20 protein-coding genes are annotated in these 18,193 nt (G+C 70.2%); 11 read left to right on the plus strand and 9 right to left on the minus strand.

The genetic code is table 11. The features are described from left to right. Nucleotides 1–4 precede the first annotated feature (4 nt). Nucleotides 5–478, plus strand: coding sequence for a GNAT family N-acetyltransferase (locus tag ACGFI1_RS09840; protein ID WP_138639567.1), 474 nt, complete (start codon nucleotides 5–7; stop codon nucleotides 476–478). A gap of 103 nt (nucleotides 479–581) precedes the next feature. Here ACGFI1_RS09840 and sodN read toward each other — a convergent pair whose 3' ends face one another. Further along, complete coding sequence (gene sodN, locus ACGFI1_RS09845) at nucleotides 582–983, minus strand: superoxide dismutase, Ni (RefSeq protein WP_205719495.1); 402 nt, start codon at nucleotides 981–983, stop codon at nucleotides 582–584. Between the two features lie 185 nt (nucleotides 984–1,168). On the opposite strand from sodN, the gene sodX reads away from it, so the two are divergent. From sodX to ACGFI1_RS09875, 6 genes are all read left to right on the plus strand, one after another. Next, nucleotides 1,169–1,558, plus strand: coding sequence for a nickel-type superoxide dismutase maturation protease (gene sodX, locus ACGFI1_RS09850; RefSeq protein ID WP_392784423.1), 390 nt, complete (start codon nucleotides 1,169–1,171; stop codon nucleotides 1,556–1,558). Nucleotides 1,559–1,663: 105 nt separating this feature from the next. Continuing rightward, nucleotides 1,664–2,560, plus strand: coding sequence for an ABC transporter ATP-binding protein (locus ACGFI1_RS09855; RefSeq protein WP_392784425.1), 897 nt, complete (start codon nucleotides 1,664–1,666; stop codon nucleotides 2,558–2,560). Next, complete coding sequence (locus ACGFI1_RS09860; RefSeq protein ID WP_392784427.1) at nucleotides 2,557–3,576, plus strand: ABC transporter permease subunit; 1,020 nt, start codon at nucleotides 2,557–2,559, stop codon at nucleotides 3,574–3,576. The genes ACGFI1_RS09855 and ACGFI1_RS09860 overlap by 4 nt, the downstream gene beginning before the upstream one ends. A gap of 73 nt (nucleotides 3,577–3,649) precedes the next feature. Further along, complete coding sequence (locus tag ACGFI1_RS09865; protein WP_392784429.1) at nucleotides 3,650–4,105, plus strand: hypothetical protein; 456 nt, start codon at nucleotides 3,650–3,652, stop codon at nucleotides 4,103–4,105. Further along, complete coding sequence (locus ACGFI1_RS09870) at nucleotides 4,102–5,238, plus strand: sensor histidine kinase (RefSeq protein WP_392784431.1); 1,137 nt, start codon at nucleotides 4,102–4,104, stop codon at nucleotides 5,236–5,238. Before ACGFI1_RS09865 ends, ACGFI1_RS09870 begins: the two co-directional genes overlap by 4 nt. After that, nucleotides 5,235–5,888 carry a response regulator gene (locus ACGFI1_RS09875; protein WP_392784434.1) on the plus strand — a complete coding sequence of 218 codons (654 nt, stop codon included), beginning with the start codon at nucleotides 5,235–5,237 and terminating at the stop codon, nucleotides 5,886–5,888. The genes ACGFI1_RS09870 and ACGFI1_RS09875 overlap by 4 nt, the downstream gene beginning before the upstream one ends. A 683-nt stretch (nucleotides 5,889–6,571) precedes the next feature. On the opposite strand, the gene ACGFI1_RS09880 is transcribed toward ACGFI1_RS09875, so the two are convergent. The 4 genes from ACGFI1_RS09880 to ACGFI1_RS09895 form a co-directional block, all read right to left on the minus strand. Beyond that, nucleotides 6,572–7,903: an HNH endonuclease signature motif containing protein gene (locus tag ACGFI1_RS09880; protein WP_392784436.1), complete on the minus strand. Its 1,332-nt coding sequence runs from the start codon at nucleotides 7,901–7,903 to the stop codon at nucleotides 6,572–6,574. A 963-nt stretch (nucleotides 7,904–8,866) separates the two neighbouring features. After that, a complete protein-coding gene (locus tag ACGFI1_RS09885) occupies nucleotides 8,867–9,391 on the minus strand; it encodes a GNAT family N-acetyltransferase (protein ID WP_392784438.1) in 525 nt (174 codons plus the stop codon). 55 nt (nucleotides 9,392–9,446) lie between these two features. Then, nucleotides 9,447–10,325 (minus strand): protein-L-isoaspartate O-methyltransferase family protein, encoded by an 879-nt coding sequence (locus tag ACGFI1_RS09890; protein ID WP_392784440.1) that lies wholly within the window; start codon nucleotides 10,323–10,325, stop codon nucleotides 9,447–9,449. Between the two features lie 91 nt (nucleotides 10,326–10,416). Next, nucleotides 10,417–11,607, minus strand: a complete 1,191-nt coding sequence (locus ACGFI1_RS09895) for an NAD(P)-dependent malic enzyme (RefSeq protein WP_138638055.1) — start codon at nucleotides 11,605–11,607, stop codon at nucleotides 10,417–10,419. A gap of 358 nt (nucleotides 11,608–11,965) precedes the next feature. On the opposite strand from ACGFI1_RS09895, the gene ACGFI1_RS09900 reads away from it, so the two are divergent. The 3 genes from ACGFI1_RS09900 to ACGFI1_RS09910 all read left to right on the plus strand — a co-directional run bounded on the left by ACGFI1_RS09900 (nucleotide 11,966) and on the right by ACGFI1_RS09910 (nucleotide 14,620). Next, nucleotides 11,966–12,877 (plus strand): ABC transporter substrate-binding protein, encoded by a 912-nt coding sequence (locus ACGFI1_RS09900; RefSeq protein ID WP_301174116.1) that lies wholly within the window; start codon nucleotides 11,966–11,968, stop codon nucleotides 12,875–12,877. A gap of 4 nt (nucleotides 12,878–12,881) precedes the next feature. Further along, on the plus strand, nucleotides 12,882–13,796 hold the full coding sequence (locus ACGFI1_RS09905) for an amino acid ABC transporter permease (RefSeq protein ID WP_301174115.1): 915 nt from the start codon (nucleotides 12,882–12,884) through the stop codon (nucleotides 13,794–13,796). 71 nt (nucleotides 13,797–13,867) lie between these two features. Further along, nucleotides 13,868–14,620: an amino acid ABC transporter ATP-binding protein gene (locus ACGFI1_RS09910; RefSeq protein WP_301174180.1), complete on the plus strand. Its 753-nt coding sequence runs from the start codon at nucleotides 13,868–13,870 to the stop codon at nucleotides 14,618–14,620. Between the two features lie 14 nt (nucleotides 14,621–14,634). On the opposite strand, the gene ACGFI1_RS09915 is transcribed toward ACGFI1_RS09910, so the two are convergent. Then, entirely contained in the window at nucleotides 14,635–15,255 is a 621-nt protein-coding gene (locus ACGFI1_RS09915; protein WP_392784443.1) for a hypothetical protein, read from the minus strand. A gap of 88 nt (nucleotides 15,256–15,343) precedes the next feature. On the opposite strand from ACGFI1_RS09915, the gene ACGFI1_RS09920 reads away from it, so the two are divergent. Continuing rightward, nucleotides 15,344–16,312, plus strand: coding sequence for a zinc-binding dehydrogenase (locus ACGFI1_RS09920; protein ID WP_386867678.1), 969 nt, complete (start codon nucleotides 15,344–15,346; stop codon nucleotides 16,310–16,312). Between the two features lie 31 nt (nucleotides 16,313–16,343). Here the strand turns inward: ACGFI1_RS09920 and ACGFI1_RS09925 are convergent, their stop codons facing one another. From ACGFI1_RS09925 to ACGFI1_RS09935, 3 genes are all read right to left on the minus strand, one after another. Then, a complete protein-coding gene (locus tag ACGFI1_RS09925; protein WP_138638059.1) occupies nucleotides 16,344–17,066 on the minus strand; it encodes a PadR family transcriptional regulator in 723 nt (240 codons plus the stop codon). A 3-nt stretch (nucleotides 17,067–17,069) separates the two neighbouring features. Further along, entirely contained in the window at nucleotides 17,070–17,891 is an 822-nt protein-coding gene (locus ACGFI1_RS09930) for a DUF4097 family beta strand repeat-containing protein (protein ID WP_386867674.1), read from the minus strand. A gap of 88 nt (nucleotides 17,892–17,979) precedes the next feature. After that, nucleotides 17,980–18,159 carry a DUF6104 family protein gene (locus ACGFI1_RS09935; RefSeq protein WP_138638061.1) on the minus strand — a complete coding sequence of 60 codons (180 nt, stop codon included), beginning with the start codon at nucleotides 18,157–18,159 and terminating at the stop codon, nucleotides 17,980–17,982. Nucleotides 18,160–18,193: the final 34 nt, after the last annotated feature.

The raw sequence follows: 18,193 nt of genomic DNA on the forward strand, positions 1-18,193 counted from the left end.
ACCTGTGATTCGTTACGCGACCCCCGACGACGTCCCGGACATCCTGCGGCTGATCCGCGAACTGGCGGACTACGAGCGCGCCCTCCACGAGGTCAAGGCCACCGAGGAGCAGCTCACCGCCCGCCTCTTCGGCGACGACCCGAAGGTCTTCGCCCACGTCGTAGAGCACGAAGGGCGCGTCGTCGGGTTCGCCCTGTGGTTCCTCACGTTCTCCACGTGGAACGGCACCCACGGCATCTACCTGGAGGACCTGTTCGTCGAGCCGGACGTCCGCGGCCACGGCTACGGCAAGGCCCTGCTCACCGAACTGACCCGCATCGCCGACGAGCGCGGCTACGAACGCGTCGAGTGGGCCGTCCTCAACTGGAACACTCCGGCGATCGGCTTCTACGAGTCCCTCGGCGCCCGCCCCCAGGACGAGTGGACGGTCTACCGCCTCACCGGCGACGCCCTCACCAAGGCCGCCCGCTCCAGCTGATCCCGGACATGGCGGATGATCCCGGACATGGCAGAGGCCCGGCCAGCCGCCGGCCGGGCCTCAGCGTTCGTCCAGGTCAGTCCTGCTTGGTCAGCCCTGCTGGTCAGCCCTGCTTGGTCTCCCAGAAGATCTTGTCGATCTCCGCGATCTTGCCCAGCAGGTCATCGGCGACCTTGGGGTCCATGCTCCCCTTGGTGCCGGCCGCGCCGGCCAGCTTGGTGGCCTCGTTGAACAGCTGGTGCAGCTGCGGGTACTTCTCGAAGTGCGGCGGCTTGAAGTAGTCGGTCCAGAGCACCCACAGGTGATGCTTGACCAGCTCGGAGCGCTGCTCCTTGATCAGGATCGCCCGGGAGCGGAACTCCGGGTCCTCGTTGGCGGCGTACTTCTCACAGATCGCCTTGACCGACTCGGCTTCGATCCGGGCCTGCGCCGGGTCGTAGACGCCGCACGGCAGGTCGCAGTGCGCGGACACCGTGGTCTTCGGGCGCAGAAGCTTGAGCAACACCTGCGAATCCCTTCCCTCGTTGCGGATCATGCTCAGGTCACCGACATTACCCTTGTGCCGCGGGACGCGTCCGCCCAGGGCACTCGGTATTTCGGCCTAAGACCCGGACCGCGCGCGGCCCGGAACCTTCCCAGCAGTGTTTGTCACCGCCGCCCGCCGGAGTATGCGGCCGACCAAGGAGGATCATGCGTATCCGCGAGGGGCGCCGTGCGGTGTTGTGGGGGCTCGCTGGTGGGGTGGCGCTCGCGGTGGTCGGGGTGCGGCGGGTGCGGACGGTGGAGGTCAGCGGGGAGTCGATGCTGCCGGGGCTGCGTCCGGGGGACTGGCTCATCGTCCGGGTTGGCGCCCGCCTCACGCCCGGTGCCGTCGTTGTCGCGGAGCATCCTCAACGTCCTGGGCTTCTCATCGTGAAGCGTGCGACGCACCGCACTGATGAAGGCTGGTGGCTGGAGAGCGACAACCAGCGCGCCCCAGGGCGCAGTGACAGTTGGGACTTCGGTGCCGTCCCCGACGACCTCGTGATGGGACGCGTCCTGGCCCGCTACTGGCCCCTCCCGGTGAAGCGCGTGCCGTAGCCCTGGCGGGTACGGGGACGAACTGGCCGAAAGTACGACCGCTGCTAGGGCGAACCGTGCTTTGGGCCGGTGATCTGGGACGGTCCCGTTGACGACGATGCCGTCATGCCACATGAAGACCCCGTCCCGATGCTGCACGCCGAGGGACTGACGAAACGATATGGCCGCCGGCGCGAGGCGCTGAGCGGAGTCGACCTGCACGTCCCGGCCGGACGCATCGTGGGCCTGGTAGGTCCGAACGGCGCGGGCAAGTCGACGCTGCTGAACATGGCCTGCGGGCTGCTGGAGCCGACGTCGGGCTCGCTGCGCGTACTGGGGTCCCCACCGGCGGCGAGTGCCGCGCACCTGGCCAGGGTCGGGTTCGTCGCGCAGAACACCCCCGTCTACCCCTCGTTCAGCGTGGCCGACCATCTGCGTCTGGGGGCGCGCCTGAACCCGTCCTGGGACCAGGGCATGGCCGAGCGGCGCATCGCGCAGGTCGGACTCAACCCAGGCCAGAAGGCGGGACGGCTGTCGGGCGGTCAGCGCGCGCAGCTCGCGCTGACGATCGCCGCCGCGAAGCGTCCCGAACTGCTGGTCTTCGACGAGCCGGCCGCCGCGCTGGACCCGCTGGCGCGGCAGGGCTTCCTCGCGAACCTGATGGAGTTCGTCACCGAACTCGGTGCCAGCGCCGTGCTGTCGTCGCATCTGCTCGGCGACATCGAGCAGGTCTGCGACTACCTCATCGTGCTGTGCGACGCGCGGGTCCAGGTGGCCGGGGACGTCCGCGACCTGCTGGCCCGCCACCACCGGGTGACCGGCGATCTCGACCGGCTTCCCGCGGGCGCCGAGGTCGTCCGGGCGGAGCAGGGCGGTGCGCTCGTGCGGACGGCCCTCCCGGCGTCAGAGCTCTCGCTCCGGGCCGGACCCGTCTCGCTGGAAGAGCTGGTGCTCGCGTACATGTCGCGGGCGAACACGCCCGTCGCCGGGGTCGGCGCCGTGGCCGGGGAGGGAGCACGATGATCTGGTTGAACTGGCGGCAGTTCCGCCTCCACGCGCTCGCCGGCGCCATCGGGCTCGGGGTGATCGCCGCCTACCTGCTGTACCTCGGCATGGACATCCGGGACGCCCACGACGCCTACCAGGCCCGGTGCGCCGACACCGCCGCGTGCGCGCAGGCCGCGAGCCAGTTCTCGGGGAGCTACCGGAGCACGCTGCTGTTCCTGGCCGCCGGGCTCGGGCTGATCCCCGTCGTCCTCGGCGCGTTCTGGGGAGCGCCGCTGATCGCCAGGGAACTGGAACTCGGCACCCACCGGCTGGTGTGGAGCCAGAGCGTGACCCGCCGCCGCTGGCTGATCGCCAGGATGGCCTTCACCGCCCTCGCCGCGATGGCCGTGACGGGCCTGGCCGCCCTGCTGCTCACCTGGGCGGCCGCCCCGTACGACGAGGTCGCGTCCGACCGGTTCGGTGCGATCGAGTTCGGCGCCCGCAACATCGCCCCAGTCGGCTACGCCTTCCTCGCCTTCACTCTCGGGACCACCATCGGGCTCCTCGTCCGCCGGACGCTCCCGGCGATGGCCATCACGGGCGTCGTCTTCCTCGCCGTCCAGTTCACGGTGCCGAACATGGTGCGACCGCACCTCATGCCATCGGAGAGGGTGACCCTGCCGCTGACCACCCAGGCCATCAACGGGGCCAAGAACCTCGGCAGCATCACCGGCGCGCCGGTCATCGGCGGCCTGCAAGTACCCGGCGCACCCGACGCGTGGATCAGCGACACCAGCCCGATGCGCACCGCCGACGGTCGGACGCTCAGCGAGAAGAAGTTCAACGCGTGCCTCGACACCCCGTCCAAGACCGGTGCCGGAGGGACGTTCGGTGACGCCGCGGTCTGCCTGTCCGCCCTCGACCTGCACGTCGACATCGAGTACCAGCCCGGCGACCGCTACTGGTCGTTCCAAGTGGCCGAGACGGGCCTCTACCTGCTGACCGGCGTGCTCCTGACCGCCATAGCCCTGCGCCGCATCAGGCGGGTGTGAGCCACTGATGGAGAACAACCGCAGAAATGCCGCCGTCCGATCAGACGTACTGCTCAACATAGGTTTGGGTCTGATGTTCGCCCTAGGCATCGCTTTCACGGCGTTCATGCTCGCCGTCAGCTGGGGCGGCGCCTACTGGCTCTTCACCACCGCCGTCGCGGTCGTCGTGTGCGGGCTCACCCTGCTGCGTGGACACCGCAGAGTATGGCCCGCAGCCGCGGGCCTGACCGTGGCGGCCGGAGCAATAGCGACGTCCATGGCGACAGAACTGCCCCAGGAGCCCGCCCCCACAACGGCCTTGGCCCTGGCCGTCCTCATCGGTTCCGCCCTCAGAGCGCTGCCGGTGCCGTCTGCCGTCTGCATCGCCGCGGGCGGCGTCGCCGTGATAGCGCTCAGCTGGCTCCCCGGCCCCTCCGCAGTGACGGTGTTGGACACGGTCTTGATGGCCGGTGGGCTCGCCGTCGGGCCGCTGCTGCGCGTGCTCGCGCCCGTCCGGCCGTCCGGCACGCCGATAGCCTGGCGGACATGACCGTTCCGGCGGGATGGGTCCGGGGTGCCTCCGTGACCGGGCTCGGTGCCGCGCTCCTCACGGCGATCACCGTGCAGGCCGCCGCCATCGCGCAGAGCTGGGGAAGGTGGTACTGGGCGCCGGGCTGCGCCTTCGCGGCGGCGGTGTGCCTCACGGCCCTGGCCGGGCTGCGCCGACCGCTCTGGCCGGCCGTCGCGGGGCTCGTCCTCGCGGCGGCGGCCATCGCGACCACCCGCCTGAGCGGCTCCGACCTTCCCGCCGAACCCAGCCCGGCCATGGCCGTGGGGCTGGCGGTACTGACCGCCTCCGCCCTCCGAACCCTCCCGCCGGCACCGGCCGCCGCCATCACGGTCGCCGGACCGGCGCTGATCATCGCCGGTCAGTTGGCCGCCGGGCCGCCGTTCTCCGAACTCGCGGCGGTGACGGTGCTGGACGGCCCGATCTGGCTGGCCGCAGTCGGCGCCGGGCTCTCCCTCCGGATACTGGACGCGCGGGAGCGCGCGACCGCAGAGCAGGTCCGACGGGAGGAGCGGCTAGAGCTGGCCCGGGAACTGCACGACGTCGTGGCGCACCACATCACGGGCATGCTGCTCCAGGCGCAGGGCGCCCAGGTGGTCGCGCGGCGCAACCCGGAGCAGGTGGACGAGTACCTCAGCGAGATGGAGGCCGCGGGCACCGACGCCCTGGCCGCGATGCGGCGGGTGGTCGGCCTGCTGCGCGACACCGACGACGCGGCACCGGCGTCCCCCGGACCGGAGGGCCTCGGCGCACTCATCGATCGCTTCCGCCGCCAGGGCCCCGAGGTCACGCTGACCATGCCGGACGAGAACGAATGGCCCCCGGAGGTGACGACCACCGTGTACCGCGTCGCGCAAGAGGCGCTGACGAACGTCCTACGGCACGCGCCCAAGGCCCGATCGGTCACGGTCACCGTCGACCAGGGCACACAGGGCGTCACCATCGAGGTCGCCGACGACGCCCCGACACCCGTGGCTCGGCACCCCCACCGCGGCTATGGCCTGATCGGCATGCGCGAACGCGTCGAGTCGCTCGGCGGCTCACTGCAGGCAGGGCCGCGCCCGGGCAGCGGCTGGTCCGTGCGAGCGACGCTGCCCGCGGGGGAGCGCCGGTGACCATCTCGGTTCTCCTCGCCGACGACCAGGCGATGGTCCGCCGCGGGCTGCGCCTGATCCTGGAGGACCAGCCCGACATCAGGGTCGTGGGGGAGGCGTCCGACGGCGCCGAGGCGGTCGCTCTAGCGCGCCGGTTGCGTCCGGACGTGTGCTTGGTCGACATCAGGATGCCCCGCCTCGACGGCATCGAAGTGACCCGCGCACTGGCAGGCCCGAAGACCACCGACCCGATGCGTGTCGTCGTGGTCACCACCTTCGACCTGGACGAGTACGTCTACGGCGCGCTGCGCGGCGGCGCGGCGGGCTTCATCCTCAAGGACGCCGGACCCGCACTCCTCGTCGAGGCGGTCCGCGCCGCCCACAACGGCGAGGCATTGGTCTCGCCCTCCGTCACCGTCCGTCTGCTGCGGCACCTGGCGGCCGCCTCGGCAACATCACGCGCCGTCCAGCCGCCCCTGTCGGACCGCGAACTGGAAGTCGTCCGCGCCCTCGCACGAGGCCGCACCAACCAGGAGATCGCCGCCGAGCTGTTCATCTCGCTCAGCACCGTCAAGAGCCACCTGTCAGGCATCCAGGCCAAGCTGGGAGTGCGCAACCGCGTGGGCATCGTCACCTGGGCATGGGAGAACCGCCTGGTAGACCCGTCCTGACCCACCTGTTTCGCGCCTGGAATCTGTCGTAGGCATCGGGCGTGTGTCTCGTGGGTGGCCAGGTTGTCACAGACCGGCTGCACCCCAGTTCGGTCGGGACGGCCTTGTCGATCGCGCCAGGAACTTTTGAACTCGGTCGCGTGGTGCGGGTGGTGCAGTTCGGTGCCGTCGCGATGTTGAAGGTGGCGAAGGCAGGTCCACGCATGGCATAACGGCCCGCTCGGACGGATGGTGGCCAGGGGTTGCGGCTTGAGAAGCGAACCGGCGTCAGGTTGACCAGTGTGCGGCGCCGGGCGGGGTCGGTTCCGACGTGAGGGTGGCCGCTTCCGGGGCCTTGTCCGGCAGGACCGAGGGTGGACGTCCGGGCCAGGGCTTCATCGGCCGGTGCTGTCGACCCGCGCTCGCTCTTGCGTCACTTGGCCGCCGTTGACGGTGAGACGCCCAGTTCGGCGGCCACGGGCGTGTGGAGCGCACTCGGGCTGGGCGCATGCCGGCACAAGGCGGCACCGCAACGTATACGCCTGCGACCAGGCCGCCGCCCGCGCCCCGCGTTCCAACTCCGCCCGCTCGCCGCGGTCACCGAAAAAAGCACCTTCGATCGTCCCGCCCCCCGCTCCCGCCACCAACCCAGCACAGACTCACACCACGGATATCAAACGCAGAACACTAGGTGCCGAAAGTGGTCACTCCCTCCGGATGTGGTTGCTGGTGTTAGGGGCGTGGCGTTTGGCAGCGGCTTTGTGGGGTGCGCGGCGGGTGTGGCGGGGGCGGGCTCGGGCGTGGTGGGTGGTGGTGGTCCAAAGGTTGGTGGCGGGTGGTCTGTGGGGGGCGGGCGCAGGGGTGGTGGGTGTGTCGTCGGGTGGTAGGACGCGGTAGGCGTAGCGTCCGGTGTGGTCTTGGGTGATGGCGATCTGGTGTGGGTTGGTGTGCTTGAAGCGGTTGTGCCAGCCGCAGGTGAGTGCGAGTTGGTCGATGTCGGTGGGGCTGTGGCCGAGGGCCCAGCCGTGGACGTGGTCGACTTCGCACAGTGTCCCGGGCACTTCGCAGCCCTGCACCGCACACGTGGCGTACAGGGCCTCCAGGACCTGGCGTTGCGCGGCGGTGGCGAACCGGACCCGGTGCCCTAGATAGAGCGGGGTGTTGCCGTGTCCCAGGATCAGTGGTGAGACTCCGGCGTTCAGGGCGATGCGCCGGGCCTGCTCTGCCGGGATGGGGGTGCCGTCGGTGAGGCGGGCGGGGGCGGTGCCGCCGGTGAGGGTGTCCAGGTCGCAGATGACGGTGACCTTGGTGGCCTTGTGCCCGCCTGACAGGACTGTGGTGAGTGCGGCGGCGGTGCGTTCGGACAGGTCGCGGTGGTCGTCGGTTCCGGCGGGCTTGGCCAGCGGGGCGAGGGTGCCGTCCCAGATGGCGGCGTCTTCGGCGTTGAGCCAGCCTTTGATGTAGCGGCCGCCGTCCAGTGACCGGGTCGAGTCGATCCAGGACCGCTCGTATCCGCGTGAGACGTCTTCGGGGGCTTGCTCGTGTCCGTCGCGTTCGGCGATGAGGTCGGTGATCTTGTTGCCGAACGCGGCGACCTTGCCCGCGGAGAAGCCCTGGCCGGCCAGGTCGAGGAGGATGTGTTCGGCGGCGGCGCAATCGGTGTCGTCCAGCCGTGCGACGGCGGCGCTGATGGTGGCGGCGTATCCGTAGGACAGTTCCCCGTCGATCAGGCGGCGGGTGACCTCGGGGAGGCGGTGGCGCTGCCGGGCCAGGTGCAGACGTTCCTTGGCGCGGGCTTCGCGCATGCCCAGCCGGGTGCGCAGCCACGCCGGGGTGGAGGGCAGTCCCCACCGGCGCATCTCCCCGGAGGCGTCGACGCGGGCGATCAGAGCGGCCAGTGCGCTTTCGTGCTGGTCGGTGGCGCGGGCGAGGGTCTCGGCCTGGGCCAGGCAGGCGGCGGCCGAGGCGGGCGCTTGGCGGTGGGCGAGTTCGGCCGCGATCGCTGCCGCCGCGTCCACCAACTCTGCGGTGGACATCGACGCAACATCGACACGACTCGAACACATGACTCAATGTTATCGAACAGCCACGCAAGATCACCCTGATTTCGATAAAGAATCTTGTCGTCTTTACCGTCGAGCCGAATCGGGGAATATTTCGCCCATCCGGGCGCCGTAAACGGCCCCGATCACCCAGCCGCACTCCTTCGGGGCCGAAGGCCCCGGACCCAGGGACAGCAACCACGCACTGACCTGCAGCCGAACCACCACACCCACGCCACCGAGCCCAGCCGAAGTGACTCCAGCCCACCATGACCGCAACGTCCACACCGACCCGCAGGGGCCACCGTAACTTGGCAGCTGCGGCAACCACACTATTCCGGTAAAAACCGCCGCAACTGGGACCAGCAACAGAACGCTCGTTGGTGTTCTGCATTTGATATCCGTTGTGTGAATCTGTGCTGGCCGGGGGCGGGACGACCGAGGGTGCCTTTCGGCGACCGCGGCGAGCGGGCGCAGTTGGAGCGCGGGGTGCGGGCGGCGGCCACCGTAGCGCAAGAGGTTCATCGAGCACGGCCCGGCAGGACCGGCCGACGAGCCCCGGCCCGGACGCCCACCCTCGATCCCGCCGGACAAGGCCCCGGAAGCGGCCACCCTCATGCCGCAACAGACCCCGCCCGACGCCGCAGCCGCTCTGCGGCAACCTGGCCACCCACAAGACACACGCCCGATGCCTACAACAGATTCCAGGCGCAGAACTCTTTGAGGACGAGGCGGTCGTGGAGGAGATCCTGGCCTACGGGATCGCCTTGCCGGACGGATCCGCCGCCACTGTGCCGCTGAGCGGGCGGGGGGGTCGGGCGGTGTCTCATCCCAGAGAGCGCGTCACGGCGGACGGCCGCAGGACTGGTTTGGCTGTCGCCAGGGCAGTGAGGAGTGCGAGCAGGTCCCGGAATCTCGCGTTCCGGGGTCGGTCGCCAACGGCCCAGCGGTCGGTGGCTATTGGGACAGGGCCGCAAAGAGCAATCGATCGTGCCACTGGCCCTGCAGGTGCAGGTGGTCGCGGAGATGGCCCTCACGCCGCATGCCGATCTTGGTCAGGACGCGGGCCGACGCTTTGTTCCGGGGGTCGCAGGTGGCGGAGACCTTGTGCAGACCCAGGTCGTCGAAGCCGAAGCGGAGCAGAGCGGCGGCGGCTTCGCCTGCATACCCGCGTCCCCACCACTGGCGGTGCAGGACGTAACCCAGCTCTGCGCGCCGGTGGAACGTGCTGGTGACCTGAAGTTCGATCGATCCGATGAGCGTCCCGTGCTCCTGCTCGACCACAGCAAGTCCGAACCGGTGGCGGGGGAGGGCACCGGCGTCCTGGACGACCTCGGTCAGGAACGCGGTGGTGTCCTGCGTGCTGTTGGGACCCCAGTCGGTGTAGCGAGTCACCTCGGCGTCGCCGGCGAAGGCGTGGACGGCCGCGTGGTCTTCGGCGCGGAACTCGCGTAGCAGCAGCCGCGGGGTTCTCAGCTCCATGACCTGCAGACTGCCACGCACCGTTCGAGTAAGGACGCGAGCGGGCCCGTTACCCTCACGCGGAGGGAGTCAAGGCGACGTCCTGGCCGGTCCGGGTGACGGTGATACGGAGTCTGCGAAGTGCGTCGGGTGCGCGCTCTGCTCGGAGGACCGATTGCGGCTGCTTCTGACCCCGCAGCGGCATGAAGAAGGCGTCGCCTACCGCGTGTCCGGTCGCCGTCCCTCCCGCGATGTCCAGCACGAGGAGCGCCCCCGCGCATTCGGGGCCCGAGCAGGGGACCACGAGACGGCCGCCGTCGCGAGTCTGCTCGACCCACGTGTACGGGATCGTGCGTGCCGCCGCCGTCACGATCACGCGGTCGAAGGGCGCTCGCTCGGGTGCGCCCTGCTCGCCGTCGCGGTTGACGACGGTGACCCGGTCGGCGAACCCCGTCCGCTCCAGGGCGGCCGATGCTGCGGCGGCCACTTCCGGGTCGATCTCCACCGTGGTGACGCGGACGCCGAGGTCGGCCATGACCGCCGCGTTGTAGCCGGTGCCGGTGCCGATCTCCAGCACGTTCAGGTCTGGCACCAGCTCTGCCGCGTCGATCATCTGCCGCATGGTGTGGAGGGCCGAGGACGAGGAGGTCGGCCAGAGCATGCCGTTCGCGTCCTGGCTGACCTGAGTGACCACCGACTCCTCAGCGGCGACGTGCTCCGCCCACAATTCCGGATCGTCCGCACGGTCGAGCGGCCGTAGCTGCTCTCCTTCCGGTCGTATCCAGATCCGCTCGGGAATGAAGTCGGCCCTGTTCACGCCTGCCCCGAACCGGTGAAGGGCGGACACTTCACCTCCTCTTGCGTCCCAGTTGCCGGCCTGAGAGCTGGTGGCGGAGTACGAGCGTGAGCACGGCGAGGTTCCGCTGGAGTACGGGATGCAGGCCCGCGCGTTCATGGCGGACGCGGCCTTCTCGGCGAGGAGCCTCGGCGGGCGCTCTGACGGCCCGGCGGCCCGTGCTCGTTGGGGAGCACGGGCCGGCGGCGGGTCAGATTCGGTTGACGCCCTCGCGGCGGGCCTGGTCGGCGACCGCGGCGGTGACGGCCGGGGCGACCCGGTCGTCGAAGGGGTTCGGGATGATGTAGTCGGCGGTCAGGTCGTCGCCGACGATGTCGGCCAGGGCGTTCGCCGCGGCCAGCTTCATGCCCTCGGTGATGGTGTGGGCGCGGACGTCCAGCGCGCCGCGGAAGATGCCCGGGAACGCCAGCACGTTGTTGATCTGGTTCGGGTAGTCGCTGCGGCCGGTCGCGACGACCTTGGCGTGCCGGCGGGCGACCTCCGGGTGGACCTCGGGGGTCGGGTTGGAGAGCGCGAAGACGATCGCGTTCTCCGACATCGTGGCGACGCAGGACTCGTGGACGGTGCTGCCGGACAGGCCGATGAACACGTCGGCGCCGCGCAGCGCCTCCTCGGTGGAGCCCTTCAGGTGCGACCGGTTCGTGATCGCGGCGATGCGCTCCTTGACCGGGTTCAGGCCGTCGCGGCCCTCGTGGATGAGGCCCTTGCTGTCGGACAGCGCTATGTCGCCGATGCCGCCCTCGATCAGCATCTTGGAGACGGCTATACCGGACGCGCCGGCGCCGGCGACGACCGCGCGCAGCTCCGACAGCGGCTTGCCGACGAAGCGGGCCGCGTTCTTCAGCGCGGCGAGCGCGACGATCGCGGTGCCGTGCTGGTCGTCGTGGAAGACCGGGATGTCGAGGGCGGCGCGCAGCCGGTCCTCGATCTCGAAGCAGCGGGGGGCGCTGATGTCCTCCAGGTTGATGCCGCCGAAGCTCGGTGCCATCCGGGTCACCGTGTCGACGATCTCGTCCACGTCGGTGCAGCTCAGCGCGATCGGCACCGAGTCGACGTCGGCGAACTCCTTGAACAGCAGGGACTTGCCCTCCATGACCGGCATGGACGCGGCGGGACCGATGTCGCCGAGGCCGAGCACGGCGGTGCCGTCGGTGACGACGGCGACGACCCTGGACGTCCAGGTGTAGTCGTAGGCCAGGTCGGGGTTGTCGGCGATGGCGGTGCACACCCGGGCGACGCCCGGGGTGTAGGCCAGCGATAGGTCGTCCTTGTTGCGGACCGGGATGGTCGACCGCATCTCCAGCTTCCCGCCGCGGTGCAGCGGAAACGCCGGATCGTCCTCCAGCGAGGGCGGTTCGGTGTGAATGGGCTCAGCAGCCACAGCGACCCCTGTCAGTGAAAGTTGGCTTTCTTGCGATGCCGCCGCGGTGGTGGTGTTTGGTGGCCTCACCAGGGTGGTCATCTCGCGACGTACGGGGGTCACCCGTTGTCCGATTGTGCCACACGGGGTCCGGGCCGCCCGGTGGCCGGGGTGGGTGTTGACCGTCACGTGACGGTCGCCACATGTAGCCGTCCGATAGCACACGGTGGGTGATGTAGAGGTAGGCGCGCCTTTGCAGCACTACCTCGTTGCGTGATTGTTTCGGACCCTTTATCCAGATCAGGGAGGTTGTGCGCCAAACTGTGCACCTGACCTTCGGATCTACACGGATCCGACGCAACGATCTGAAGGGGGACCAGTGACCACCGGTTCTCTGCGCCGTCGCCTTGTCGCGGCGAGCGCGCTCGTGCTGGGCGGCGCGCTCGCCCTGTCCGCATGCGGCGACAGTGACGACTCCGGCGACTCGGGCGGTGGCGCCGCCGCGAACACGAGCGCGGACAGCAAGCTCGCGGCCATGGTCCCGGACGCGATCAAGAGCGACGGCAAGATCTCCATCGGCACCGACGCGTCCTACCCGCCCAACGAGTCGGTCGACCCCGCGTCGCAGAAGATCGTCGGCTGGGACATCCAGCTGTTCGACGCCGTCGCGGCCAAGCTCGGCCTGAAGACCGAGTACCACAACGCGGGCTTCGACACGATCATCCCCGGCGTCCAGTCCGGCAAGTACGAGGCGGGCGTCTCCTCCTTCACCGACACCAAGGAGCGCGAGCAGGCCGTCGACTTCGTCACGTACTACTCGGCGGGGACGGCCTGGGCGGCGCTCAAGGGCAACCCCAAGGGCGTCAACCCCGACGACGCCTGCGGCAAGAGCATCGGCGTCCAGCAGGGCACGGTGCAGGTCGACGACCTCACGGCGCGCAGCAAGAAGTGCACCGACGCGGGCAAGCCGGCCATCAAGCAGGTCGTCCGCAAGCAGCAGACCGAGGTCAACAACGACCTGGTCGCCGGCAAGATCGACGCGATGGCGGCGGACTCGCCGATCGTCGGCGGCGCGGCCAAGAAGACCGGCAAGCTGGAGATCATCGGCCAGGTCTACGACACCGCGCCCTACGGCTACACCTTCGGCAAGAACTCCGGCCAGTTCAAGGAGGCCGTGCAGGCCGCGCTGAAGGCGCTCATCGCCGACGGCACCTACAAGAAGATCCTCACCGATAACGGCGTGGAGAGCGGCGCGATCACCGAGCCTGCGATCAACGCAGCGCAGAGCTGATCGAATGACGGTCGACACCGACGTCGAGAAGGGACGGCCCGAGGCGATCCGGGCCGTCCCCGTCCGTCATCCCGGCCGCTGGGCCGCCGCGGCGGTCGTGCTGGTGCTGATCGCGATGTTCGTCCACTTCCTGTTCACCAGCGACGCGCTGGACTGGGCGGAGCAGCGGAAGTACATCCTCTCCATGGCGGTGCTCAAGGGCGTCCGCAACACGATCCTGCTCACCCTCGCCGCGATGCTCGGCGGAGTGCTGCTCGGCACCGTCCTCGCGCTGATGCGGCTGTCGCCCAATCCGCTGCTGCGCGGCTCGTCGTGGTTCTACCTCTGGTTCTTCCGCGGGACGCCGCTGTACACGCAGCTGCTCGTCTGGGGCGCGATCGGCTCGCTGTTCCCCACCGTCGGGATCGGCATCCCGTTCGGGCCGGAGTTCCACACCTGGCAGACGCAGTCGCTCGTCACCGCCATGATCGCGGCGGGGCTCGGGCTCATCCTCAACGAGGCCGCCTACATGGCGGAGATCATCCGGGCCGGGATCCTGTCGGTGGACGAGGGCCAGCAGGAGGCCGCGAGCGCGCTCGGCATGTCCCGCATGCAGACCATGGGGCGGATCGTGCTGCCGCAGGCGATGCGGGTCATCATCCCGCCGACCGGCAACGAGGCGCTCTCCATGATGAAGAACACCTCGCTGGTCGCGGCAATCCCGTTCTCCGAGCTGACGTTCACCGCGCAGACCATCTACGCCAGCACCTACAAGATCATTCCGATGCTGGTGATGGCGTGCCTGTGGTACCTGCTGCTGTCCTCGCTGATGATGGTGGGCCAGCACTACCTGGAGCGCCACTTCAGCCGCGGGGTCGGCAGGGGGACGACGTCCCGCGAGCCCCGGCTCCGCTTCCGGGGCGGAGGCGGCGGCCAGTGAGCGGAGGGAAGGACACCGTGAGCAACTCCCTCTCCAAGGAGCCCGCACGGGCGCCCGAGAGCGGCGGCCTGATGGTCAAGGCCGAGAGCGTGCACAAGTCCTTCGGCCGCCTGGAGGTGCTGAAGGGCATCGACCTGGAGGTACGGCAGGGCGAGGTGATGTGCGTCGTCGGGCCGTCCGGGTCCGGCAAGTCGACGTTCCTGCGCTGCATCAACCACCTGGAGAAGATCAACGCCGGGCGGTTGTGGGTGAACGGCCACCTGGTCGGCTACCGGGAGTCCGGCGGCAAGCTCTACGAGCTGCGCGACCGGGAGGTGGCCGCGCAGCGCCGCGAGATCGGCATGGTGTTCCAGCGGTTCAACCTCTTTCCCCACAAGACGGCGCTGGACAACGTCATGGGCGCGCCGATGTGGGTCAAGAAGCTTCCGAAGGAGCAGGTCAGGCGGCAGGCGCTCGAACTGCTGGAGCGCGTCGGGCTCGCCGACAAGGCGCAGAACTACCCCTCGCAGCTGTCCGGCGGGCAGCAGCAGCGGGTGGCGATCGCGCGGGCGCTGGCCATGGAGCCGGCGCTGATGCTGTTCGACGAGCCGACGTCCGCGCTGGACCCCGAGCTCGTCGGCGAGGTGCTGGAGACGATGAAGCAGCTCGCGCTCGACGGCATGACGATGGTCGTGGTCACCCACGAGATGGGGTTCGCCCGCGAGGTCGGCGACTCCCTGGTCTTCATGGACGGCGGTGTCGTCGTCGAGGAGGGCACGCCCCGCGACGTCCTGGCGAACCCGCAGCACCAGCGCACCCGGGACTTCCTCTCCAAGGTCCTGTAGGGGTCACGGCCGGTTCAGCGGCCCGCGAAGAACGACACCACTTCGCGGGTCGGCTGCTTCCCCGCGGGCTGGACGATCAGCGGGACGCGCTGCCGCCGGGGCACGAACAGCATGCCGGGGAACGGCGTGTCGTGGTCGGCGCACGCGCTGAACGTGATCGCGTGGTCGGCCTCCGCCGGGGTGCGGGCGTCGCGCGCGGCATCGCTGTAGAGCAGGCCCGCCGCTTCCCGGTACTCGGCCGGGATCGACAGCGTGGCCGTCTTCCCCGCGCGCACCACGACGCCCACCTTGTACCGGCCCTTGTTCCCGTAGCGGACGGGGTCGGCGTCCGCCCAGCCGCGCAGGCCCGGGATGAGCAGCGGCTCCACGACCAGGTCGTCCGGACCTGCCTTGACGGGACCGGAGCGTTCCTCGGGGAACCAGGCGTTGCGGTTCGCGCAGTTCATGATCCGCGGGTTGGCGAGGCTGCCCGGCGCGGCGGTGGCGGGCGCGGTGGTGGCGGGCGCGGTGGTGGCGGGCGCGGTGGTGGCGGGACGGTCCGAGGCCGCCGCGGTGGGACGGGCGCCGCCGTCGGCCTGCCCGGTGCAGGCCGACGTGAGCACCAGACTCGTGAGGAGTAACACGCGCATCCGCATGGGCGCATTGTCGTGGAGTGTCCCGCCCCGCCGGAAGGGGTGGGCCCCCGCCGACCGCGCCGGACCCCGGCACGGTTAGTGTCGGTTCATGTTCGCTGTCACGGCCACGCAGATCGACGCAGACAATCCGCTGAACGGGCTGACGCTGGGGGAGCGGCCCGATCCCGAGGTACCGGACGGCTGGACGACCGTCACGGTGAAGGCCGCCGCGCTCAACCACCACGACCTGTGGTCGCTGAAGGGCGTCGGCCTGCCCGCCGACAAGCTCCCGATGATCCTCGGCTGCGACGCCGCCGGGGTGGACGAGGACGGCAACGAGGTCATCGTCCACTCGGTGATCGGCGACCCGGACCGGGGCGGCGGCGACGAGACCCTCGACCCGAAGCGGTCGCTGCTGTCGGAGGTGCACCCGGGGACGCTCGCGGAGAAGGTCGCGGTGCCGCGCCGCAACCTCGTACCGAAGCCCGCCGAGCTGTCGTTCGCGGAGGCGGCCTGCCTGCCGACGGCCTGGCTCACCGCTTACCGGATGCTGTTCGACAAGGCGGAGCTCCAGCCCGGGGCGTCGGTGCTCGTGCAGGGCGCGGGCGGCGGCGTGGCGACGGCCGCGATCGCGCTGGCGTCGGCCGCCGGGTTCCGGGTCTACGCGACGAGCCGCAGCGAGGCCAAGCGCAAGCGGGCCGAGGAGCTCGGCGCGGACGCCGCGTTCGAGTCCGGCGCGCGGCTGCCCGAGCGGGTCGACGCCGTCATCGAGACCGTCGGGCAGGCGACCTGGTCGCACTCGCTGAAGTCGCTGCGCCCCGGCGGCCGGATCGTGGTGTCCGGCGCGACCAGCGGCCAGGTGCCGCCGGCGGAGCTGAACCGGGTGTTCTTCCTGCAGCTGTCGGTGGTCGGCTCCACCATGGGGACGCGGGCCCAGCTGGAGCGGCTCGCCCGGTTCCTAGTCAAGACCGGCACGAAACCGCTGATCGATCGGACGCTGCCGCTGAGCCAGGCCCGCGAGGGGTTCGCCGCGATGGCGGAGGGCGACCTCTTCGGCAAAATCGTTTTCACGCCGTGAGGCGGGAGCCGTGGCCGGGGGCCCGCCCCGGTCACGGCTTCTTGCGGAACACCTCGTTCCGCAGCCGCTCGCGCGCCTCGTCCAGGACGGCCTGAGCGGCGGCGAGCCCGTCGTCGTCCAGCCGGGCCTTCTGCGCCGACTTGCGGACGTCCTCGACGAACGTGCGGAGCAGGCGCTCCAGCTTGAGGCGGGCGACGTCCTCGCGGGTGCCGGTCGCCGTCTTCCAGGCGTCGTCCCAGTTCTGCCGCCACTCCTCCTTCCACGCCTGCTTCTGCTCGCGCCAGTACTCCTTCTGGCGGCGCCACTCGTCCTTCTGCCGCTCGGTGGTCTCCTTCCACGCCTCCTTGGACGTGGTCTTGCCCTGGTCGCGCATCGTCCGCGCGGCCTGCGTCAGCTCCTCGCGCAGCGTCCGGACGGTCTGCCGGACGTCCTCCTGCACGCCGCGGGCGAACTCCTGCGCCGAGGCGGAGATCTCCTCCTCCAGCTCGGCCAGCTCGTCCATCCGGCGCTCCAGCTCCTCGCGGCCCTTGTCGGTCAGCGAGTACACCTTCTTGCCCTTGACGACCTCGTGGGTGACCAGGCCCTCGGACTCCAGCCGGGCCAGCCGCGGGTAGATCGTGCCGGGGGAGGGCGAGTAGACCCCGAGGAAGCGGTCCTGCAGCAGCCGGATCACCTCGTAGCCGTGCCGCGGGCTCTCCTCCAGCAGCTTCAGCAGGTACAGCCGCAGCCTGCCGTGGCCGAAAACGGGGCTCACGTCTCACTTCTCCATTCGGGGGCCGGTGGTGATCTCCGGGTCGTCGCGGCCGAGCAGGGTGACGGCGCCGGACACGGTGTTGACCGTGAGCCGGCCGGCGCCGTCGCCGAGCTTGCCGGTCACGCTCTGCGCGATCGTGCGGTCCTGCCGGCCGAGCTCGGGGAACGACGTCTCGATCCGCCCGGCGGCGGAGCTGAGCGTGACCTGCGCGCCGGCGGACTCGGGGACGCGCAGCGCCACCTCCCCGGACACCGTGTTCACGTCGACCGCGCTGTCGGCGCCGAGGGCGAGGTCGGCGGCGACGCGGCCGCTGACCGTGCGGGCGCCGAGCCGGTCGACGGTGGCGCCGGCGAGGGCGAGGTCGCCGGAGACGGAGGTGAAGGAGACCGTCCCGTCCAGGCCCTGCGCCTCGATCGCGCCGGACACGGTGTTGGCGTCGATCGCGCCGGCCACCCCGTCCAGCGTCACGTCGCCGGAGGCGCTCTTGATGGACGTGCGGGTCGTCATGCCGGTCACCACGGCGTCCGCCGACACGAGGTTCAGCGAGACCGGGCAGTCGTGCGGGACGGTCACCGTGATCGCGGCGCGCGCCTTGTGGGTGCGCAGCCAGGTCAGCACGCCCTCCCACAGCTTCTCGTGGGTGACGGTCAGCATCCCGGCCTCGTGCGTGACCACCAGCGGCGGGCCCTCGACGTCGCCGACCATGATGGACGGGCGCTCGTCGGAGGCGAGCACCGAGACGCTGCCCGCGATCAGCGTGATGCGCAGCGCGACCACGCCGTCGAAGTCCAGGGTGGTCGGTTCCTCGATCGTCCAGCGCGACATCGCGATGCCCTTCGTCCGGCTCCACCGTCAGTAAACACGATATGTCGCGTCACGGAAAAGTCAAGACATATCGCGTATTACGCGAGAGTCAGTCGTCGTCATCGTCGTCCAGCCGGGCCAGCCAGGTGGCGAGGCGGTCCACCGGGGTCTCGAACTCCGGGTTCAGGTCGACGAACTCGCGGAGCCGCTCGGCCAGCCACGTCAGGCTGACCTCCTCCGCGCCGCGCCGGTCCGTCAGCTCCTCGATGCCGCGATCGGTGAAGTACATGGGCAGGTGGTCTTCTTTCTGCGCGTTCCGCCAT

The organism is Actinomadura geliboluensis (assembly GCF_043197915.1).
Taxonomy (GTDB): domain Bacteria; phylum Actinomycetota; class Actinomycetes; order Streptosporangiales; family Streptosporangiaceae; genus Spirillospora; species Spirillospora geliboluensis.

Excerpts from the sequence above, each read along its gene's own strand:
- ACGFI1_RS09935 (WP_138638061.1), bottom strand. The coding sequence starts at position 18,159 with ATGTACTTCACCGATCGCGGCATCGAGGAGCTGACGGACCGGCGCGGC.
- ACGFI1_RS09905 (WP_301174115.1), top strand. The coding sequence starts at position 12,882 with ATGACGGTCGACACCGACGTCGAGAAGGGACGGCCCGAGGCGATCCGG.
- ACGFI1_RS09860 (WP_392784427.1), top strand. The coding sequence starts at position 2,557 with ATGATCTGGTTGAACTGGCGGCAGTTCCGCCTCCACGCGCTCGCCGGC.
- ACGFI1_RS09910 (WP_301174180.1), top strand. The coding sequence starts at position 13,868 with ATGGTCAAGGCCGAGAGCGTGCACAAGTCCTTCGGCCGCCTGGAGGTG.
- ACGFI1_RS09870 (WP_392784431.1), top strand. The coding sequence starts at position 4,102 with ATGACCGTTCCGGCGGGATGGGTCCGGGGTGCCTCCGTGACCGGGCTC.
- ACGFI1_RS09890 (WP_392784440.1), bottom strand. The coding sequence starts at position 10,325 with ATGAACGCGCGGGCCTGCATCCCGTACTCCAGCGGAACCTCGCCGTGC.
- ACGFI1_RS09855 (WP_392784425.1), top strand. The coding sequence starts at position 1,664 with ATGCCACATGAAGACCCCGTCCCGATGCTGCACGCCGAGGGACTGACG.
- sodX (WP_392784423.1), top strand. The coding sequence starts at position 1,169 with ATGCGTATCCGCGAGGGGCGCCGTGCGGTGTTGTGGGGGCTCGCTGGT.
- ACGFI1_RS09880 (WP_392784436.1), bottom strand. The coding sequence starts at position 7,903 with ATGTCCACCGCAGAGTTGGTGGACGCGGCGGCAGCGATCGCGGCCGAA.
- ACGFI1_RS09920 (WP_386867678.1), top strand. The coding sequence starts at position 15,344 with ATGTTCGCTGTCACGGCCACGCAGATCGACGCAGACAATCCGCTGAAC.
- ACGFI1_RS09885 (WP_392784438.1), bottom strand. The coding sequence starts at position 9,391 with ATGGAGCTGAGAACCCCGCGGCTGCTGCTACGCGAGTTCCGCGCCGAA.
- ACGFI1_RS09930 (WP_386867674.1), bottom strand. The coding sequence starts at position 17,891 with ATGTCGCGCTGGACGATCGAGGAACCGACCACCCTGGACTTCGACGGC.
- ACGFI1_RS09915 (WP_392784443.1), bottom strand. The coding sequence starts at position 15,255 with ATGCGGATGCGCGTGTTACTCCTCACGAGTCTGGTGCTCACGTCGGCC.
- ACGFI1_RS09865 (WP_392784429.1), top strand. The coding sequence starts at position 3,650 with ATGTTCGCCCTAGGCATCGCTTTCACGGCGTTCATGCTCGCCGTCAGC.